This is a genomic window from Photorhabdus akhurstii (assembly GCF_018448925.1).
Lineage (GTDB): Bacteria > Pseudomonadota > Gammaproteobacteria > Enterobacterales > Enterobacteriaceae > Photorhabdus > Photorhabdus akhurstii.
Window position 1 is genome coordinate 17,470 of record NZ_RCWE01000017.1, and the last position, 24,119, is coordinate 41,588.

A 24,119-nucleotide genomic window follows, 5' to 3' on the forward strand; every position below is an offset into this window, starting at 1 on the left:
TAATTAGCCGGGCTATGACATCCAATATCTGAGAATTTTGAATTGATGTCAGGCATGCCGGTTTTTATTTCTTGGGAGCAAGAAATAAAAGAAAAACTCTTGCGATAACTGTCATTCAAGACAGTTTCCAAATTCCGAACAGGTTCGTTGAGGTAGTAGTAAATGAAAGATAGCGTTGTTAAACAAGAAAAAATTGTTAAAGCTGAATTCCTCTCTCAGACATTAGAAAACATAACCAGTGCGAATGATATTTCACAACAGACTCAGAACGTGAAGAATATCCCCAAGGCATTGACACCGAGTGAATTATTCTGGTGCGAACGTCTTACTATGTTTGAGCCCCTTCAATTACCTTTTGAAAGCGCCGGAAACCAGACAGAACCCAGATGGGTAATGAGTCCTTGGCAGCCACCACTACCCAAAAACGATGAAGGGGACGCATGGCGGACCCTATTACAAGCATTCGTTATTTATCTTGCGCGTTTGACTCAGCAGACTGAATTCCAAATTGGTTGGTGTGTGAATGAGACAAAAGATAAACCGGATATGTTGACGGATTTGTCACCGGTGGCGCCGATGGTTGTTGAGGTGGCGTTTGATAAGCCTTGGTGCGCAGTAGCTGACTGGGTTGATAACGAACTTGCCCGGTTGGCGCAGCACCATACATTTAGTTGTGATCTCCTTTCTCACTCTCCCGCACTACGAACTATTCCTGAGTTAACAACAAGTCGACCGTGGCGGATCGCTGTCTCTGTGATACAGGATGACAGCCAGTATGATCAGAAGGTGCGCGGTGAATTGCTGACTCTCCAGATAAATGCTCAGGGCGGTTTTCGCTGGATCTATGATGTAAATCGTCTGAGCGCCGAAATTGTTCAGCGAATGAGCGAACATTTACAGGTGTTGATATCGTCGAAAGTGAAGGGGGATGAAACTCCTATCAGGCAGCTTAATTTGTTGCCTGAGGCTGAACGTACGTTGTTACTGGAAACCTGGAACTCGACGGAAACCGCGTATCCTGACACGTTATGTATTCATCAGTTGTTTGAACAACAGGTAGAGAAAACTCCTGACGCGATAGCGTTAGTGCATGAAGAGCAAACCCTTAGCTATGCTGAGTTAAATGCCCGCGCCAACCGACTGGCTCATCAGTTGATTGCATTGGGTGTCGTACCGGACCAACGGGTGGCGATTTGTGTGTCACGTTCACCGGCAATGGTGGTGGCATTGTTGGCGGTGCTGAAAGCGGGTGGAGCTTATGTGCCGCTGGACCCGGTTTATACGGGTGAGCGTCTGGCACATATTCTGACTGATGCTACTCCGGCTATTTTACTGGCGGATAACACCGGATGTGATGTACTGGGAGAGGCGGTGTTGGCAGGCTTGACGGTACTTGATCCGAATATCCTGCCTGATAGACCGGACAGTAACCCACAAGTACCGGGATTGACCGCACAGCATTTGGCCTATGTGATTTACACCTCCGGCTCAACCGGCACGCCGAAAGGGGTGATGGTGGAACATCGTAATATCCAGCGTTTATTTGACGCGACTGAATCCTGGTATCACTTTAACCGGCAAGATGTTTGGTGCCTGTTCCATTCCATTGCGTTTGACTTCTCGGTGTGGGAATTATGGGGAGCTTTACGCTACGGCGCTAAACTGGTTTTGGTACCGCACGCGATTGCCCGTTCACCTCAAGAACTGCATCAATTCGTGTGTCAGCACGGTATCACGGTGTTGAATCAGACTCCTAGTGCTTTCAAAGCTTTTATTGCTAGTTATGTCGCCAATCCATTACCGGACTGCTTGCGTTATATCATCTTTGGCGGGGAAGCCCTCGATCCCAGTATTCTGAAGCCGTGGTATGCCCTGCGTGAAGAGAAATCACCTCAGTTGGTGAATATGTACGGCATCACGGAGACCACAGTTCACGTCACTTACCGGGAATTGGATCACCATGATGTCGCGCGGGTAGTAAGTCCTGTTGGCACCCGTATTCCCGATTTAACACTCTATTTGTTAGATAAATATGGTCAGCCGGTGCCGTTGGGGGCGGAGGGGGAGTTATATGTTGGTGGTGCTGGTGTGGCCCGTGGTTACCTTAATCGCCCTGAATTGACCGCTGAACGTTTCCTTATCAATCCGTTTAGTGATAAACCCGATACACGCATGTACCGCACTGGGGATTTGGCTCGTTATCTGCCGGATGGCGATTTGGAATTTATTGGTCGCAATGACCAGCAAGTGAAAATTCGTGGCTTCCGTATTGAACCAGGGGAAATTGAAGCCCGATTGATGGAATATCCTGCGGTAAGTGAATCTGTAGTACTGGCGATGGGAGACGGGCAGGACAAGCGTTTGGTTGCTTATGTGGTAGCGCGGGCTGATGATGAGTTGGTCAATAGTTTGCGTGAACATTTGCGTGTTCGGTTGCCTGACTACATGGTACCGTCGGCTTTTGTACGTCTGGATGCTTTTCCGTTGACCCCGAACGGTAAGTTGGATCGCAGGGCATTACCGGTGCCGGGAGTGGAAGCTTTTGCTCGTCAGGTTTATGAGGCGCCACAAGGGGAGATGGAAATTACGCTGGCCGCTATCTGGCGTGAGTTGCTAGGGATCGAGCAGATAAGTCGCCATGACAGTTTTTTTGCGTTAGGTGGTCATTCATTGCTCGGTGTGCAGATGATTGAACGTTTGCGTAGTTTGGGACTAACACTGGCCGCGCGTGACCTATTCCAATTCCCTGTACTATCAGAATTGACCCAAACATTAGGACAGCATCAGGCCGTGGTGGTGCCGTCGAACGTTATTACTTCGACGACGACGGAACTCACACCGGCGATGTTGCCGTTGATTGATCTGACTCAGACTGACATTGACCATATTGTTGAACAAGTACCGGGCGGGATCGCCAATATTCAGGATATCTATGCTCTGTCGCCGTTGCAGGACGGCATTTTGTTTCATCATCTACTGGCAAAGGAAGGCGACCCCTATCAGTTGGCTTATCCGATGATTTTTGCTGACCGGGAATTGCTGGACCGCTATCTGGCCGCGGTACAACAAGTCATTGATCGCCATGATATCCTGCGGACCGCGTTTATCTGGCAGGGATTATCCGCACCGGTTCAGGTGGTTTGGCGTCAAGCGCCTTTATCAGTTACTGAACTGACATTGAACCCGGCTGATGGCCCAGCCGGTGAGCAATTGGCTCAACGTTTTGACCCGCGTCAGTATCGCTTTGAACTGAGTCAGGCCCCGTTGTTGCGGTTTGCGGTGGCGCAGGAAACCGATGGTCGCTGGCATGTACTGCAATTACAGCATCATTTGATTGGTGACCATACCACGATGGAAGTGATGAAGCGGGAAATTCAAGCGTATCTTGCCGGACAGGGGGATGACCTACCTGTTCCCGCACCTTTCCGCAATCTGGTGGCTCAGGCTCGGTTGGGAGTGAGTCAGCAAGAGCATATTCATTTCTTTACTGACATGCTGGCTGAGGTAGATGAACCGACGTTACCTTTCGGGTTGACGGAGGTACATCGTGATGGTTCGTTGGTGATGGAGTCGCACCGGATGCTGACGCCTGAACTGAATGACCGTTTGCGTCGTCAGGCGAGACGTTTGGAGGTGAGTCTGGCGGCGTTGTGTCATCTGGCTTGGGCGCAGGTGTTGTCGCGTGCTAGTGGTCAAAAGAAAGTGGTGTTTGGTACCGTACTATTTGGACGGATGCAAGCGGGGGAAGGTGTTGACAGTGGAATGGGGCTATTTATCAATACCTTGCCATTGCTGCTAGATATCGATGATACCCCTGTATGGGACAGTGTACGGACAGCACATAGCCGGTTGGCCGGGTTATTGGATCATGAACACGCTTCATTGGCACTGGCTCAACGGTGTAGTGGTGTACAAAATGGCGTTCCACTTTTTAGTTCTCTACTCAACTACCGGCATAACACATTACCCGTGGTTTCGGGTGAAATCATCAGTGGCATCGAATTCCTTGGGGAACAGGAGAGGACTAACTATCCGTTAGCGCTATCGATAGAGGATTTTGGTGACGCACTGGGGCTGACCGCTCAGGTAGTTCAATCGTTTAGTCCAGAAAGAATATGTGGTTATATGCAACAGGCGTTGGAAAGTTTGGTGGAAGCCCTTGAGCAGGCTCCGGAGACACAGGTACGGACCCTGAACATCTTGCCGGAAACGGAGCGCACACTGTTACTGGAAACCTGGAATGCCACGGAATCCACCTATCCTGATACGTTATGTATTCATCAGTTATTTGAACAACAGGCGGAGAAAAACCCGGATGCCACCGCATTGGTGTATGAAAATCAAACTCTTAGTTATGCGGAGCTGAATGCTTGTGCTAACCGACTGGCTCATCAACTGATTGCACTAGGGGTAGAGCCGGATCAGCGAGTGGCGATTTGCGTGTCTCGTTCACCGGCGATGGTGGTGGGATTGTTGGCGGTACTAAAAGCCGGTGGAGCCTATGTTCCGCTGGACCCGGCTTATCCGGGCGAGCGCCTGGCGCATATTCTGACGGATGCCGCCCCAACTATTTTGCTGGCGGATGATACTGGGCGTATAGCGTTGGGTGAGAAAGCATTGGCAGAACGAACTGTGCTCGATCCAAATACCCTGTTTGATCGGCTGGACAGTAACCCACAGATACCGACATTAACTTCACAGCATTTGGCGTATGTGATTTACACCTCCGGTTCGACCGGTACGCCGAAAGGGGTGATGATCGAGCATCGTGGTGTGGTTAATCTGGCTTTGGCACAGGTGACTCGGCTTGATGTTCGGGTAACCAGCCGGATGTTGCAGTTTGCCTCATTTGGCTTTGATGCCAGTGTCTGGGAAATCATGATAACGCTGAGCAGTGGAGCCGGTTTGATTATCCCTACTGACTTGGTTCGTCAGGACCCTCATCGTCTCTGGCGTTACTTGGAAGAACAAGCGGTGACGCACGCTTGCCTGACACCGGCCCTGCTTCGTGATGGTACGGATTTGCCGACGATAACAACCATTCCGACATTGGTACTGGCGGGTGAAGCACTCAGTGCGGCGTTGTTCCAGACTCTGCGTGGTCGGGTAAACTTGTTCAATGCGTATGGACCGACAGAGATGACGGTTTGTGCCACAACTTGGCATTGTCCGTCAGACTATACGGATACAGAGGTGCCTATCGGGCGCCCAACGGCCAACACGCGGGTTTATCTGCTGGATGCTTGTGGGCAGCCAGTACCATTGGGAGGTGTGGGTGAGCTGTATATTGGCGGAGTAGGTATTGCCCGCGGCTATCTGAACCGACCTGAACTGACTGCTGAGCGTTTCCTTACCGATCCATTTAGTGATGCGTTGGATGCGCGGATGTACCGTACCGGAGACTTGGCTCGTTACTTGCCGGACGGCAATCTGGCGTTCCTGGGCCGTAATGATCAGCAGATTAAAATCCGGGGTTTCCGGATCGAGCCGGGGGAAATTGAGACGCGTCTGGCAGAGCATCCGGCGGTGCGTGAGGTTACTGTGTTGGCGCTGGGGGAAGGGCAAGATAAACGGCTGGTGGCTTATGTGGCGGCGGAAGCGGCTGACGGGCTGGTGAACAGCCTGCGTACTCATCTGAGTGGAATGTTGCCTGATTATATGGTACCGGCGGCTTTTGTGCGTCTCGATGCGTTCCCACTGACCCCGAACGGTAAGCTAGATCGTCGTGCGCTACCGGCACCGGACAATAAAGCTTTTGCCCGTCAAGTTTACGCCGCGCCCCAGGGAGAAATGGAAATAGCACTGGCGGCCATTTGGCGTGAATTACTGGGGATTGAACAGGTCAGCCGGTATGACAGCTTTTTTGCCTTGGGTGGTCATTCACTGATGGCGATACGAATGGTTGAACGCCTGCGTCATCTTGGGTTGACGTTAGCGGTGCGTGATCTATTCCAGTCACCGGTGCTGTCTGAACTGGCGCAAACCCTAGGGCAGCATCAGGCTGTCGTGGCGCCAACGAATATGATTACACCAGAGGCAACGCAAATCACGCCGGCGATGTTGCCGCTGATTAATCTGACCCAGCCTGAAATTGATCTGATTGTCGAACAGGTACCGGGTGGTCTCGCTAATATTCAGGATATCTACGCCTTGTCGCCGTTGCAGGATGGTATTTTGTTTCATCACCTGTTGGCAAATGAAGGTGACCCGTATCTGTTGATAGGTCAGATGGCTTTTGCTGACCGGGCTCTGTTGGATCGTTATCTGACAGCGGTGCAACAGGTGGTTGATCGGCACGATATCTTACGGACGGCTTTTATCTGGCAGGGATTATCCGTACCCGCTCAGGTGGTTTTGCGTCAAGCCGCCTTATCCGTGACGGAACTGACATTAAACCCGGCTGACGGTCCGGTCAGTCAGCAGTTAACCCGGCGTTTTGATCCGCGTCAACATCGTCTCGATCTGAGTGAAGCGCCGTTATTGCGTTTTGTGGCGGCACAGGAAACCGATGGTCGTTGGTTCCTGCTGCAACTATTGCATCACCTGATTGGCGACCATACCACGCTAGATGTGATGAACCATGAAGTACGGGCATACCTTGCCGACCAAGGAAACCGCCTGCCAGCGCCAGTCCCTTTCCGTAATCTGGTGGCTCAGGTCCGGTTGGGTATCAGTCAGGAAGCACATACTCGTTTCTTTACTGATATGTTAGCGGAGGTAGATGAACCGACCTTACCGTTTGGCTTGGCGGAAGTGCATCGTGATGGCTCACAGGTGACGGAATCGCACCGGATGCTGACGGCAGCCTTGAATGACCGTCTGCGTAATCAGGCAAGACATTTGGGGGTCAGCCTGGCGGCGTTGTGTCATTTGGCTTGGGCGCAGGTGTTATCACGTACCAGTGGTCAGGAAAAAGTGGTGTTCGGCACCGTGCTGTTTGGGCGGATGCAAGCGGGAGAGGGGGCAGACAATGGCATGGGACTGTTTATTAATACCTTGCCGTTACGGTTGGATATCAATGATACGCCAGTACGTGACAGTGTACAGGCAGCGCACACCCGACTCGCCGGACTACTAGCACATGAACATGCCTCACTGGCGCTGGCTCAGCGTTGTAGTGGTGTGAAGGGTGAGATCCCCCTTTTTAATAGCTTGTTGAACTATCGGCATAATACCTTACCGACAATGTTGGATGACAGCATCAGCGGTATTGAATTTCTGGGTGGACAGGAGCGGACTAACTATCCGTTTATGCTGTCGGTGGAGGATTTTGGTGACGCACTGGGGCTGACTGCTCAGGTGGTACAACCGTTTGATCCGGAAAGGTTATGCGGTTATATGCAACAGGCGTTGGAGAGTCTGGCGGAGGCCCTTGAGCAAGCACCGGACATGCCTGTTCGGGCGTTGGAAATCCTGCCAAAAGTGGAGCGCACGCTGTTACTGGAAACTTGGAACGCCACGGAAACAGTCTATCCTGAGGTGTTATGTATTCATCAGTTGTTTGAACAACAGGTGGAGGCAAACCCGGATGCGACAGCATTGATGTATGAAAACCAGACTTTCAGCTATGCGGAATTAAATGCCCGCGCTAACCGACTGGCCCACCAATTGATTGCTCTGGGTGTTGTACCGGACCAACAGGTGGCGATTTGCGTGTCTCGTTCACCGGCAATGGTGGTGGCGTTGTTAGCGGTGTTGAAAGCGGGTGGAGCCTATGTACCGTTGGACCCAGCCTATACGGGGGAACGTCTGGCGCATATCCTGCGTGATGCTGCTCCGACTGTTGTACTGGCGGATAATGTCGGACGTACGACATTGGGTGAGAAGGCATTGGCAGAACGAGTTGTGCTTGACCCGAATGCCCTACCTAGCCAGCCGGATAGCAACCCGCAGATTCCTGGGTTGACCTCCCGTCATTTAGCGTATGTGATTTACACCTCCGGCTCTACGGGTGTACCTAAAGGGGTGATGATTGAGCACCGCAATACAGTTAACTTCTTGCACTGGGCACAACAGGCTTTTGTGGCCGAAGAAAGCCGAGAAACGCTTTTTTCAACGTCGATAAATTTCGATCTGTCTGTTTTTGAATGTTTTATGCCGTTATCTCGTGGTACGGCAATTCATTTGGTCGATAATGCCTTGTCATTGATACGGCATGTTTTGCCGATAACATTGCTCAACTCAGTACCGTCTGCGATGAAGCCTTTATTGCAGGCTCAGGCGCTGATAGCGTCGGTTCATACCGTCAATCTGGCAGGTGAACCGCTTAAAAGCGCCTTAATTGAACAGATCTTCGAAGAAACTCAAGTACAGCGGTTATGTAATCTCTACGGGCCTTCCGAAACGACAACGTACTCTACTTGGTTGCCAATATGGCGGGGTGACAGGGTTGTTGAAAGTATTGGGCGTCCGATAGCCAACACCTGCCTTTACTTGCTCGATAGGCATGGTCAACCTGTGCCATTGGGCGTGGTAGGTGAAATTTATATCGGGGGCGCGGGAGTGGCGCGCGGCTACCTCAATCGCCCTGACTTGACGGCTGAACGTTTCCTTATCGATCCGTTTAGTGATGTACCGGATGCCCGCATGTACCGCACCGGCGATTTGGCCCGCTATCTGCCGGATGGCAACCTGGAATTTCTGGGGCGTAATGACCAGCAGGTTAAAATCCGCGGTTTCCGTATTGAACTGGGTGAAATTGAGGCTCGGTTGGTGGAACATCCCGCAGTGAGTGAATCTGTGGTGTTGGTACAAAATGAAGGGCAGGATAAGCGGCTGGTTGCCTATGTGGTGGCAGAAGCTCATGACGGGCTGGTAAATAGCCTACGTACTCACCTGAAAGCCACTTTACCTGACTATATGGTGCCAACGGCTTTTGTGCGTCTGGATGTCTTTCCGTTAACCCCGAACGGTAAATTGGATCGTCTGGCGCTGCCGACACCGAACAACGAGGCTTTTGCCCGTCAGGTTTATGTAGCGCCGCAAGGAGAAATGGAAACTACATTGGCGGCTATCTGGCGAGAGATACTGGGGATTGAACAGATCGGCCGATACGATAGCTTCTTTGCACTGGGTGGTCATTCTCTACTGGTGGTACGAATGATTGAAAGCTTGCGTAAATTGGGATTGACGCTGGCGGTGCGTGACTTATTCCAGTCTCCGGTACTGTCTGAACTGGCGCAAACACTGGGGCGGCATCAGGTCGTAGTGGTACCACCGAATGTCATTACGCCAGCGGCAACGAAAATCACGCCGACAATGTTGCCACTGATCAATCTGACCCAGCCTGAAATTGATCTTATCGTCGGGCAGGTGCCACGCGGTATCGCCAATATTCAGGATATCTATGCGTTGTCGCCGTTGCAGGATGGTATTTTGTTTCATCACTTGTTAACGAAGAAAGGTGATCCGTATCTGTTGATGGGTCAGATGGCCTTTGCTGATCGGTCTCTGTTGGATCGTTATTTGGAGGCTGTTCAACAGGTGGTTGATCGGCACGATATCTTACGTACCGCCTTTATCTGGCAAGGATTGTCAGTCCCGGTACAGGTGGTTTTACGCCAGGCCACCTTGTCGGTGACTGAACTGACATTAAACCCGGCTGACGGTCCGGTCAGTGACCAGTTAACCCGGCGCTTTGATCCACGTCAGCATCGTCTCGACTTGGGGGAAGCGCCGTTATTGCGCTTCGTGGTGGCGCAGGAAACCGATGGTCGTTGGCTCCTGTTGCAACTACTGCATCACCTGATTGGCGACCATACCACGTTGGACATAATGAATCGTGAAGTGCGGGTCTATCTTGCCGGACAAGGGAATCGCCTGCCGGCGCCAGTCCCTTTCCGTAATCTGGTGGCTCAGGTCCAGTTGGGTATCAGCCAGGAAGAACACGCTCGTTTCTTTACGGGCATGTTAGCGGAGGTAGATGAACCGACTTTACCGTTTGGTTTGACGGAGGTGCGTCGTGATGGCTCGCAGGTGACGGAATCGCACCGGATGCTAACGGTTGCCTTGAATGACCGTCTGCGCAGTCAGGCCCGGTGTTTGGGTGTTAGTGTGGCGGCGTTGTGCCATTTGGCTTGGGCGCAGGTGTTAGCGCGTACCAGCGGTCGGGAAAAAGTGGTATTCGGCACCGTGCTGTTTGGGCGGATGCAGGCAGGTGAAGGGGCAGACAATGGTATGGGGCTGTTTATTAATACCTTGCCGTTGCGGCTGGATATCAATGATACGTCGGTACGGGATAGCGTAAGAGCAGCCCATAGCCGGTTGGCGGGATTGTTGGTGCATGAGCACGCGTCACTGGCGCTGGCCCAGCGTTGCAGTGGTGTGCAAGGGGAGATCCCTCTCTTTAGTAGCTTGTTGAATTATCGACATAATGCATTGTCAACAACGTCAGATGAACTGATAAACGGTGTTGAATTTATTGGTGGACAGGAGCGGACTAACTATCCGTTTGTGTTGTCGGTAGAGGATTTTGGTGACGCATTGGGGTTGACCGCTCAGGTGGTACAACCTTTTGATCCGGAAAGCCTATGCGGTTATATGCAACAGGCGCTGGAAAGTTTGGTGGAAGCGCTGGAGCAAGTTCCAGACATGCCTGTTCGGGCATTGGAAATCCTGCCGGATGCGGAACGTACGATGTTGTTAACAACCTGGAACGCGACGGAAACCGTGTATCCTGAGGCGTTATGTATCCATCAGTTGTTTGAACAACAGGTGGAGAAAACCCCGGAAGCGACGGCATTGATAGCGGCAGACAAAATCCTGAGTTATACGGAACTGAATACCCGCGCTAATCGGTTGGCTCGTCAGCTCATCGAACACGGGGTGTGTCCCGGTGATCATGTTGCGCTCCTGTTAGAGCGTTCGATGGAACTGGTGGTGGCCCAATTGGCGATTCTCAAAGCCGGCGCTGTTTATGTGCCGGTTGATCCCAGTGTGCCGGATGAGCGGAAAAACTGGCTGATAAGTGATTGTTCCGCTAGGTTGCTAATCACCGATATACAGACTGATATTCCGGCTAATCTGGCTGTGCCGCTACTTCGTCTTTCGGATGAATCAGGCACTGACAGAGAGCAGGAGTGTCTCAACCTTGAATTACCGCATTCCAGCGCCGAGTTAGCGTATATCATGTACACCTCCGGTTCTACCGGTACACCTAAAGGAGTCTTGGTGCCGCATCGTGCGGTGGTCCGACTGGTCATCAATAATGGTTATGCCGACATCGGACCGGATGATCGGGTTGCCTTTACAGCTAATCCCGCTTTCGACGCCAGCACGTTTGAAGTTTGGGCTCCGTTGCTCAACGGTGGTGCTTTGGTGGTGATTGACCGCGCCACGTTATTAACACCTCAGGAGTTAGTACGAGTTTTACAAGCTGATCGCATTACGGTTCTGTGGTTGACTATCGGATTGTTTAACCGGTTGGCAATAGAGTTATCTCCGGTTCTGCCGCAGATTAAGATCCTGATTTTCGGGGGAGATATACCCGATTTACATGTGATTGCTCAGGTTCTGGATAATCGTCCGCCACAACAATTATTACAAGCTTATGGCCCGAGTGAGGGAACCACCTTTACCACGATATATCCTATTGAGGCGTTAGCGCAGGGAGCGACCCGGATCCCTATTGGCCGGCCGATAGCCAACACGCGAGTTTATTTGTTGGATGCGTATGGTCAGCCGGTACCATTGGGGGCGACCGGAGAGATTTATGTCGGGGGAGATGGCGTAGCCTTGGGTTATTTCAATCGCCCTGAATTAACCGCCGAACGTTTCCTTATTGATCCGTTTAGTGATAATCCAGATGCGCGCATGTATCGCACCGGGGATTTAGCCCGCTATTTGCTGGATGGCAATCTGGAATTTTTGGGGCGTAACGATCAACAAGTTAAAATTCGCGGTTTCCGCATTGAACCGGGAGAAATTGAAGCTCGGTTGACAGAGTATGCATCGGTGCGTGAAGCGGCTGTGCTGGTCTTAGGTGATGGGCCGGAAAAACGGCTAGTGGCCTATGTGGCGGCGGAAGCTCAGGAGGGGCTGGTGAACAGCCTGCGTGCTCACCTACAAGCTACTTTGCCTGATTATATGGTGCCGACGGCTTTTGTGCGGCTGGATGGCTTTCCGTTAACCCCTAATGGTAAGTTGGATCGTCGTGCGCTACCGGCACCGGATAGTGAAGCCGTTGCCCGTCAGGTTTATGCAGCGCCCCAAGGGGAAACAGAAATGATATTGGCAGCGATTTGGCGTGAATTGCTGGGTATAGAACAGATTAGCCGGCACGATAGCTTCTTTGCACTGGGCGGTCATTCTTTGCTTGCTGTGCGCATGATTGAACGCCTGCGTCACTTGGGGTTGACCCTAGCGGTGCGTGACTTGTTCCAGTCTCCGGTGCTGTCTGAACTGGCGCAAACCTTGGGGCAACATCAGGTTGTAGTGGTGCCGCCGAATGTCATTACGCCAGCGGCGACGAAAATCACCCCGACGATGTTGCCGCTGATTAACCTGACTCAGCCTGAAATTGATCTTATTGTTGGGCAGGTGCCGGGCGGTATCGCCAATATTCAGGATATCTATGCGTTGTCGCCGTTACAGGATGGTATTTTGTTTCATCATCTGTTGGCAAACGAAGGTGACCCGTATCTGTTGATGGGTCAGATGGCCTTTGCTGATCGGTCTCTGTTGGATCGTTATTTGGAGGCTGTTCAACAGGTGGTTGATCGGCACGATATCTTACGTACCGCCTTTATCTGGCAAGGATTGTCAGTTCAGGCACAAGTGGTCTTACGTCAGGCCACCTTATCGGTAACTGAACTGACACTAAACTCGATTGACGGTCCGATCAGCGACCAACTAGCTCAGCGTTTTGATCCCCGTCATTATCGTCTTGACCTGAGCGAAGCCCCGTTGTTGCGCTTTGTAGTGGCACAGGAAACTGATGGTCGTTGGATCCTGTTGCAACTACTGCATCACCTGATTGGCGACCATACCACGCTGGAAGTGATGAATCGTGAAGTACAAACTTATCTGGACGGACAGGAGGACAGTTTGCCTGTACCGGCCCCTTTCCGCAATTTGATAGCACAGGCCCGGCTGGGTGTCAGTCAAGCGGAACATATCCGCTTCTTTACCGATATGTTAGCGGAGGTGGATGAACCGACCTTGCCATTTGGTTTGACGGAAGTGCATCGTGATGGCTCGCAAGTGACGGAATCGAACCGGATGTTGACGGCCGGGTTAAATGGCCGTTTGCGTAATCAAGCGAGACATTTGGGCGTCAGTCTGGCAGCGCTGTGCCATTTGGCTTGGGCGCAGGTGTTGTCGCGTACCAGCGGTCAGGAGAAAGTGGTGTTCGGCACGGTACTGTTTGGACGGATGCAGGCAGGGGACGGTGCTGACAACGGCATGGGGTTGTTTATCAATACCTTACCGTTGAGGCTGGATATCAATGATACGCCGGTACGGGACAGTGTGCAGGCAGCCCATACCCGACTGGCCGGGTTGTTAGAACATGAACATGCTTCACTGGCGCTGGCTCAGCGTTGTAGTGGCGTACAGGGTGAGATCCCCCTCTTTAATAGCCTGTTGAATTATCGACATAATGCATTGTCAACAACGTCAGATGAACTGATAAACGGTGTCGAGTTTCTTGGCGGACAGGAGCGGACTAATTATCCGTTTATGTTGTCGGTGGAGGATTTTGGTGACGCATTGGGGCTGACCGCTCAGGCGGTACAACCATTTGATCCAGAAAGCTTATGCGGTTATATGCAGCAGGCACTGGAAAGTTTGGTGGATGCCCTTGAGCAAGCCTCGGACATGCCCGTTCGGGCATTGGAAATCTTGCCGGAAGCGGAACGCACGTTGTTATTGAAAACCTGGAACGCCACGGAAACCGTATACCCTAATCAGTTATGTATTCATCATTTGTTTGAACAACAGGTGGAGAAAACCCCTGACTCGATAGCGTTAGTGTATGAAGAGCAGACCTTCAGTTATACCGAATTAAATACCCGCGCCAACCGGTTGGCTCATCAACTTATTGCGTTGGGCGTCGTACCGGACCAGCGAGTGGCGATTTGCGTGTCTCGTTCACCGGCAATGGTGGTGGCGTTGTTAGCGGTGCTGAAAGCCGGCGGGGCTTATGTACCATTAGATCCGGCCTATCCGGGTGAACGTCTGGCGCATATCCTGCATGATGCCGCACCGTCAGTGGTACTGGCGGATGAGGTAGGATGCGTTGCACTGGGCGAAGAAGCGCTTGCTGAATTGACGGTACTGGACCCCAATATTTTGCCTGATCAAGTGGACAATAATCCTCAGCTACCTGCGCTAACTTCACGGCATCTGGCGTATGTGATTTACACCTCCGGCTCCACTGGGATGCCAAAAGGGGTGATGATTGAGCACCGGAATACGGTTAACTTCCTGCGCTGGGCACAACAGGCTTTTGCGGCCGAAGAAATCCGAGAGACGCTTTTTTCAACATCGATGAACTTCGACTTGTCCATTTTTGAATGTTTTATGCCGTTATTCCGTGGTGCGGCGATTCATTTGGTGGATGATGTCTTGGCATTGATGCAGCGTGCTCTGCCGGTGACCTTGCTCAATTCAGTCCCCTCTGCGATGAAACCATTATTGCAGGTTCAGGCACTGATGGCGTCGGTTCATACCGTTAATCTGGCGGGTGAACCGCTTAAAAGCGCTTTAATTGAACAGATTTTCGAAGAAACGCAAGTACAGCGGTTATGTAATCTCTATGGGCCTTCCGAAACAACAACCTATTCTACTTGGTTGCCGATACAGCGGGGTGACAGGATTATTGAAAGTATCGGCCGTCCGATAGCCAACACCTGCCTTTACTTGCTCGATAGGCATGGTCAACCTGTGCCATTGGGCGTGGTGGGGGAAATTTATATTGGGGGCGCGGGAGTGGCGCGTGGTTACCTCAATCGCCCTGACTTGACGGCTGAACGTTTCCTGAACGATCCCTTTAATGATAAACCCGATGCACGAATGTACCGTACCGGGGATTTAGCCCGCTACTTGCCGGACGGCAACTTGGAATTCTTGGGCCGTAACGACCAGCAGGTTAAAATCCGTGGTTTCCGCATTGAACCGGGTGAAATTGAATCCCGGTTGGTGGAACACCCGGCGGTAAGTGAATCAGTGGTATTGGCACAAGGGGAAGGGCAGGAGAAACGGTTAGTCGCTTATGTGGTAGCGGAAGCCCATGAGGAGCTGGTGAATAGTCTGCGTACCCATTTGAAGGCCACTTTACCTGACTATATGGTGCCATCAGCCTTTGTGCGGTTGGATGTGTTTCCATTAACACCGAATGGCAAGTTGGATCGTCAGGCGCTGCCGGCACCGAACAACGAGGCTTTTGCCCGTCAGATCTATGAGGTGCCGCAAGGAGAAATGGAAACTACATTGGCGGCCATTTGGTGTGAATTACTGGGCATTGAACAGATCAGCCGGCACGATAACTTTTTCACTCTGGGCGGTCATTCTCTTCTGTCAGTACGGATGATTGAAAGCCTGCGTAAATTGGGGCTGACGTTAGCGGTGCGTGACCTATTCCAGTCGCCGGTGTTGGCTGACTTGGCGCAAACATTGGGGCAGCATCAGGTTGTGGTGGTACCGCCGAATATGATTACACCAGTGACGACGGTACTCACGCCGGCGATGTTGCCGCTAATTAACCTGACCCAGCCTGAAATTGATCTTATCGTCGGACAGGTGCCATTCGGTATCGCCAATATTCAGGATATCTATGCGTTGTCGCCGTTGCAGGACGGTATTTTGTTTCATCATTTGTTGGCGAATCAGGGGGACCCGTATCTGCTGGTTGAACAGATGATTTTTACTGATCGGTCTCTGTTAAATCGTTATTTGTCCGCGGTTCAATGGGTAGTTGATCGTCATGACATCTTACGTACGGCTTTTATCTGGCAAGGATTATCTGTACCGGCTCAGATAGTTTGGCGTCAAGCCACTGTCTCCGTGACGGAACTGGCCTTGGATCCGACTGACGGCCCGGTCAGTGAGCAGTTAACCCGGCGCTTTGATCCACGTCATTATCGTCTCGACCTGAACGAAGCACCGTTATTGCGTTTTGTAGTGGCGCAGGAAACCGATGGCCGTTGGACCCTGTTGCAACTGCTGCATCATCTGATTGGCGACCATACCACGTTGGACGTAATGAATCGTGAAGTGCAAGCGTACCTTGCTGGACAAGAGAATCGCCTGCCGGCGCCAGTCCCTTTCCGTAATCTGGTGGCTCAGGTTCGGCTGGGGATGAGTCAGGAAGAACACGCCTGTTTCTTTACTGACATGTTAGCGGAGGTAGATGAGCCGACCTTGCCGTTTGGTTTGACGGAGGTACATCATGATGGCTCGCAAGTGACGGAATCTCACCGGATGCTGACGGCTGCCTTGAATGATCGTCTGCGCAGTCAGGCCCGGTGTTTGGGTGTTAGTGTGGCGGCGTTGTGCCATCTGGCCTGGGCACAGGTGTTGTCGCGTACCAGTGGACAGGAAAAAGTGGTATTTGGCACTGTGCTGTTTGGACGGATGCAGGCAGGTGAAGGGGCAGACAATGGCATGGGGCTGTTTATTAATACCTTGCCGTTGCGGCTGGATATCAATGATACACCGATACAGGATAGCGTAAGAGCAGCGCATAGCCGGTTGGCGGAATTGTTGGTGCATGAGCACGCATCGCTGGCGCTGGCTCAGCGTTGTAGTGGGGTGCAGGGTGATATCCCCCTCTTTAGTAGCTTGCTGAATTATCGACATAATGCATTGTTAACAATGTCAGATGAACTGATAAGCGGTATTGAGTTTATTAGTGGACAGGAGCGAACTAACTATCCGTTCGTGCTGTCGGTGGAGGATTTTGGTGACGCACTGGGGCTGACCGCTCAGGTAGTACAACCGTTTGATCCGGAAAGGCTATGCGGCTATATGCAACAGGCGCTGGAAAGTTTGGTAGAAGCGCTTGAGCAAGCTCCGGGAATGCCCGTTCGGGCCCTGAATATTTTGCCGGAAACGGAATGTTCATTGCTGTTAAGAACCTGGAACGCAACGGAAACCGAATATCCTGACCAATTGTGTATCCATCAGTTGTTTGAACAACAGGTGGAGAAAAACCCGGATGCCACAGCATTGGTGTATGAAAATCAAACTCTCAGCTATGCCGAACTGAATGCCCGCGCCAACCGACTGGCCCATCAGCTGATTGCGCTAGGTGTAGAGCCGGACCAGCGGGTGGCGATTTGTGTGTCACGTTCTCCGGCAATGGTAGTGGGATTGTTGGCGGTGTTGAAAGCGGGTGGCGCTTATGTGCCGTTGGACCTAACTTATCCTGACGAGCGTCTGGCGTATATTCTGATGGATGCCGCGCCGACTATTTTACTGGCGGATAATGCTGGACGTACAGCATTGGGTGAGAAGGTACTGGCAAAACAGGTTGTGCTCGACCCAAACACCCTGTTTGACCAACCGGGCGGCAACCCAAAGAGATCAATGCTAACCTCACGGCATCTGGCGTATGTGATTTACACTTCTGGTTCGACTGGTGTGCCGAAAGGGGTAATGGTTGAACATCGAGGGCTGGTCAATCTTATCCGGGATAAAATCACCCAATTCGCTATTCACTCTGGTAGCCGGATGTTGCAGTTTGCTTCATTTGGCTTTGATGCCAGTGTCTGGGAAATCATGATGGCGCTGTGCGGTGGCGCTACTTTGGCTATTTCTGTTGATATCGTTCGTCAGGACCCGCGCCGCCTCTGGTGTTATCTGGAGGAACAGGCGATAACACACGCCTGTTTAACACCGGCCCTGCTTCGGGATGGTGCTGATTTACCGATGATAACGATAAAACCGACCTTGATTCTGGGAGGTGAAGCCCCCAGTGTGGCGCTGCTCCGGGCATTGTGTGGTCGGGCAACGCTATTCAACGCGTATGGGCCGACAGAGATAACGGTTTGTGCCACAACCTGGCATTGTCCGTCAGACTATATGGATACAGAGGTGCTTATCGGGCGTCCAACGGCCAATACGTGGGTTTATCTGTTGGATGCTGATGGTCAGCCGGTTCCGTTAGGATGTGTGGGAGAGCTGTATATTGGCGGCGCAGGTGTTGCCCGTGGCTATCTGAATCGCCCTGAATTAACTATTGAGCGTTTCTTGGCGGATTCGTTTAGTGATATGCCGGATGCTCGGATGTATCGCACCGGCGATTTAGCTCGTTACCTGCCGGATGGCAATTTACTGTTTGTCGGTCGTAATGATCAGCAAATTAAGATCCGCGGCTTCCGGATTGAGCCGGGGGAAATCGAAGCTCGGCTGATAGAACATCCGATGGTGCGAGAAGCCACAGTGTTAGCGTTAGGTGATGGTCATGACAAGCGTCTAGTTGCCTATATGGTAGCACCAGAGGATGACGGGCTGGCGAACAACCTGCGTACTCACCTGCAAACTATTTTGCCAGACTATATGGTGCCGGCAGCCTTTGTGCGTCTCGATGCGTTCCCACTAACCCCGAACGGTAAGTTAGATCGTCGTGCGCTACCGGCACCGGACAGTAAAGCGTTTGCCCGTCAGGTTTACGCCGCTCCCCAGGGAGAAACGGAAATGGCGCTGGCCGCGATTTGGTGTGAATTGCTGGGGGTTGAACAGATAAGCCGGTATGACAGCTTTTTTGCCTTGGGAGGGCATTCGTTGCTTGCTGTACGTATGATTGAACGCCTACGTCACTTAGGGTTGACATTGGCGGTGCGTGATCTATTCCAGTCGCCGGTGCTGTCTGACTTGGCGCAAACCCTGGGGCAGCATCGGGTTGTCGTGGTGCCGCCGAATGTGATTACGCCAGCGACGACGGCACTCACACCGGTGATGTTGCCATTGATTAATTTGAACCAGCCTGAAATTGATCTTATCGTCGGGCAGATACCGGGCGGTATTGCCAATATTCAGGATATCTACGCGTTGTCGCCGTTGCAGGATGGCATTTTGTTTCATCACTTGTTGGCAAATGAAGGTGACCCGTATCTATTGATAGGTCAGATGGCTTTTGCTAACCGGTCTCTATTAGATCGTTATCTAGTGGCTGTTCAGCAGGTGGTTGATCGGCACGATATCTTACGGACGGCTTTTATCTGGCAGGGATTATCCGTACCCGCTCAGGTGGTTTTGCGTCAAGCCGCCTTATCCGTGACGGAACTGACATTAAACCCGGCTGACGGTCCGGTCAGCCAGCAGTTAACTCGGCGTTTTGATCCGCGTCAACATCGTCTCGATCTGAGTGAAGCGCCGTTATTGCGTTTTGTGGTGGCACAGGAAACCGATGGTCGTTGGTTTCTGCTGCAACTGCTGCATCACCTGATTGGCGACCATACCACGCTGGAGGTGATGGACCGTGAAGTACACGCTTATCTGGAAGGACAAGAGGGCAACCTGCCTGGCCCGACACCTTTCCGCAATTTGATAGCGCAGGCCCGTCTGGGTGTCAGTCAAGCGGAACATATTCGCTTCTTTACCGATATGTTAGCGGAGGTGGATGAACCGACTTTGCCGTTTGGTTTAACGGAAGTGCATCGTGATGGCTCGCAAGTGACGGAATCGCACCGGATGCTGACGGCAGCCTTGAATGACCGTCTGCGTAGTCAGGCTCGACGTTTGGGGGTCAGTCTGGCGGCGCTGTGCCACTTGGCTTGGGCGCAGGTGTTGTCGCGTACCAGCGGTCAGGAAAAAGTGGTGTTCGGCACCGTGCTGTTTGGACGGATGCAGGCAAGCGAAGGTGCTGACAATAGTATGGGACTGTTTATCAATACCTTGCCGTTACGGTTGGATATGGATGATACCCCGGTATGGGACACTGTACAGGCAGCGCATACCCGACTCGCCGGACTATTAGAGCATGAACATGCCTCACTGGCGTTGGCTCAGCGTTGTAGTGGCGTGCCGGGTGAGAGTCCTCTCTTTAGTAGTTTGTTGAATTATCGACATAATGCATTGTCAACAACGTCAGATGAACTGATAAATGATCTTGAATTTATTAGCGGACAGGAGCGGACCAACTATCCGTTAGCGCTATCGGTGGAGGATTTTGGAGACGCTCTGGGACTGACTGCTCAGGTGGTACAACCGTTTGATCCGGCAAGGCTATGTGGTTATATGCAACAGGCGTTGGAAAGTCTGGTAGAAGCGCTTGAACAGGCGCCAGAGACACCGGTGAGGGCATTAAATATTCTGCCGGAAGCTGAGCGTACGTTATTGTTAACAACCTGGAACGCTACGGAAACAGTCTATCCTGAGGCGCTATGTATTCATCAGTTGTTTGAACAACAGGTGGAGAAAAATCCGGATGCGATAGCGTTGGTGTATGAAGATCAGACCCTCAGTTATACTGAATTAAATGCCCTCGCTAACCGACTGGCCCATCAATTGATTGCTCTGGGTGTTGTACCGGACCAGCGGGTAGCGATTTGCGTGTCACGTTCTCCGGCAATGGTGGTGGGATTGTTGGCGGTATTAAAAGCCGGAGGAGCTTATGTGCCGCTAGATCCGGCCTATCCGGGTGAACGTCTGGCGCATATCTTGATTGATTCCACTCCTGTAGTCGTGTTGGCTGATGGTATTGGACGGGAGGCACTCAGTGAAACAGGAGTGGCGGAACGGATTGTACTCGACCCGAATATCCAATTTAATCAGCCGGACAGCAACCCACAGGTTACGGCGTTGACGCCACAGCATCTGGCGTATGTGATTTACACCTCCGGCTCAACCGGGCAACCGAAAGGCGTAATGGTAGAACATCAGGCTGTTTATCAACGTAGTTTGGGTTTTAGTGAGACCTATGCAGTGACGGCGCAAGACCGGGTACTACAATTTTCCTCTTTTGCGTTTGATGCTTCAGTAGAAGAATTCTTTTCGTCATTATGTCATGGCGCCACGTTGGTTATCCGGAATGATAGTTGGCTGACTTCGGTGCCGGTATTTATCTCTTTAATCCGGCAACATGGTATTACAGTGATGTCTCTACCGACTCTATTTTTGTCTGAATTGGCGGTTGTAGGCGGTACATCACGGCTTCCTGAGTGCCTCCGGTTAGTCATTATTGGTGGCGAGGCGGTGAAAAAGAGCGTCATTCAGGCGTGGTTTGCTCAAGAAACCTACCATCCACGGTTGTTAAATACGTATGGCCCAACGGAAAGTACTGTAATTGCAACCAGTCGGGAGATATTATCACCAGAAAATGATCGTTCAATTGGTCGGCCGGTTAAAAATACCTGTATTTACCTGTTGGACAGATACGGCCAACCGGTGCCATTAGGTAGTATTGGCGAGATATATATTGGTGGTGTTGGCGTGGCGCGTGGTTATCTGAACCGACCTGAATTGACGGCTGAACGTTTCCTTATCGATCCATTTAGCGATAAGCCGGGTGCACGGATGTACCGAACCGGGGATTTGGCCCGTTACCTGCCGGATGGCAATTTGGAATTCTTGGGGCGTAACGACCATCAGGTGAAAATCCGCGGTTTCCGCATTGAACCCGGTGAAATTGAGGCTCGGTTGGTGGAGCACCCGGCGGTGAGTGAATCTGTGGTATTGGCGCAAGGGGAAGGGCAGGAGAAACGGTTGATTGCCTATGTTGTGGCACAGGCGGATGAAGGGCTGGCTAATAGCCTACGTACTCACTTGAGCGCTATTTTGCCTGATTATATGGTGCCGTCGGCTTTTGTGCGTCTGGATGCCTTCCCGTTAACCCCTAACGGTAAGTTGGATCGTCGTGCGCTGCCGACACCGGACAATGAAGCGTTTGCTCATCAGGTTTTCGAAGCGCCACAAGGCGAAACGGAAACTGTATTAGCGGCGATTTGGTGTGAATTGCTAGGGGTTGAGCAGATTAGCCGGCATGACAGCTTCTTCGCGTTGGGCGGTCATTCCTTGCTCGCTATGCGAATGGTAAACCTTGCCGCGGGTCGTGGTTTAGTTTGTACATTGAATGCTGTGTTCCAATTCCCGGTGCTGACTGAACTGGCTGCAAAAATCACTTCAGATTTATTATCTCAGCCACAAAGTGAGGCTATATCGGTGCGACCTGACGGAACGGGGCTGCCGTTGTTCTTTGTTCCCAGTGGCATGGGTGACCACTCCTATGTCTTTGGGTTAGCTCAGCATATCCAGTCAGGTTATCCAATTTATGCTTTGCCTTGGCCGTCCATCCATGAGGAGCCGATGTCAACGATGGAGGAGCAAGCTGTCAGAATGATCACCTTGATGAAAACTGTTCAACCGGTAGGCCCGTACCAGATATGCGGTTACTCTTCTGGTGGGATATTGGCTTACGCTATTGCTCAACAGCTTTTGAATGCCGGAGAAACGGTTAATTTCCTGGGCTTGATTGATACGCCTGCGCCTCATTATTTTAGGAAAGAGTCCATACAGCCCAAATATCACTTCTTTACTGATCTGGCCCGGCGGTCAGGGGAGGAATTCCCAGAAGAGATTGCGGCGTTGTATCGGCAAATTGATGAGTTGAATTTGGTGCAGTTTATTGCAGCGGCGCAGGAACTGGCGTTATACCCTGCAAATCTGTGTGCTGATGTGATCGCAAAACGTTGGGAACAGATCGCGCGTTATGCACAAATAGTTGCCAATTATGAGCCGTCGACATTAGCAATAACGTTGCATCAATTCTATGCGGTAGACCCTTCCCCTGCGATTTCTTTTGTGACGGATGAAAAACCAAAGTCCATAAGCATAGAACCGTCGTTGGGCTGGGAACGGATAATGCCTAATACTTCTCTTGAGTTGATTGCGATGCCGGGTAACCATTTTAGTTTATTAGAGGATAATGAGAATAAAACTGTTTTAGCTCAAGCTTTGAATAGGGTGCTGGCAATCAGTTTTGAAAAGGAGGTGGCGTGATACTAATAAGTAAGGAATATTGGATAATTTAACGTTGGTGTGACAATCCGGTATATATTGTTTATACCGGATTGTTTTTGTTTTAAAACAGAATAATAGAATTGATAATTTCCATATGGGTTATTTAATCAAGTTTTTTCTGTCATCGATAGTAATTTAATCTAATCTGGCTTTGTTTTTTACTGATTTTCTTTGCTATATATAAAAATATATTTCATTGTTGTTTTCATGAATGATTAAGAATAATTAATGTAAAATATTGAAAATAGTCATATATTTTCCATTGTTAATATTGACCAATATCATGTCTATATATTTCTTTGATATGTTGAAATTAAACTATAAATTAATAAATGTCGCAGGGGTAAAGTAAATTACCGTGTAGAACGATTTACTTGGGGGATATTGTCCTGTAATGAATGATTCATTACATAGCTTATTGTTTTATAGCATTAATGTTTATTGTAAGATAGTGTGTAATAAAGCCATTTCTAGTTTTAAATTGTTTCTTTATGGTATTAAACATAGTCATATTTATATCGGCTTTATAATCTTATTATTATAAAACAATATAATGAATTTAATTTGAATTTGTATTGGTTCGTTTACGGTATTTACATTAACGATATTATTTATTTGTTGAAAAATAGTGCGTTATGAATTACTTTAACCCAGACTTATATCTTCAAATAATTGAATATATAGGAAGGCTTGTAAATGTTGAATAAGTTACATTTGTAATTGAAATATTAGTTAATTATTAAGGTAAAGAATTTATTTTATAGGTAATTATCAAAGTAAACTTTTTTGATAATTGAGGGTTAATTTATTCATTTTATCTTTATAAATTTTTAATTTATTTTTGAAATGATTTTAATTAGATATTAATAGAGAATTAGATAAAATACAGGAGTGATTTAGTATTTATCCATAATTAAATAAAGTTAACGATTCCATCTTAAATGATGGAATTCAATGTCAGCCAATTAAAATTGCAGTCAATTAATAGAATTTATCTAAAAAACAGGGACAAAAATAAAATATTTTATTCCGGATTATAAGATGAATTATTTACTCCGTTGTCAGGAAAATTAGTGTCAAAAAATTGTTAATTAGTTGTTGTCAACCGGACTGTAGCATCCCGTATTTGAATGTCTTGAATTGATGTCAGATGTGTCCGT

General features: G+C 50.2%; 1 protein-coding gene. It reads left to right on the forward strand.

What is annotated here, in order from left to right:
* Positions 1-162 precede the first annotated feature (162 nt).
* Positions 163-22,938 (forward strand): non-ribosomal peptide synthase/polyketide synthase, encoded by a 22,776-nt coding sequence (locus EAE93_RS16745; RefSeq protein WP_214040155.1) that lies wholly within the window; start codon positions 163-165, stop codon positions 22,936-22,938.
* The last annotated feature ends 1,181 nt before the right edge of the window (positions 22,939-24,119 follow it).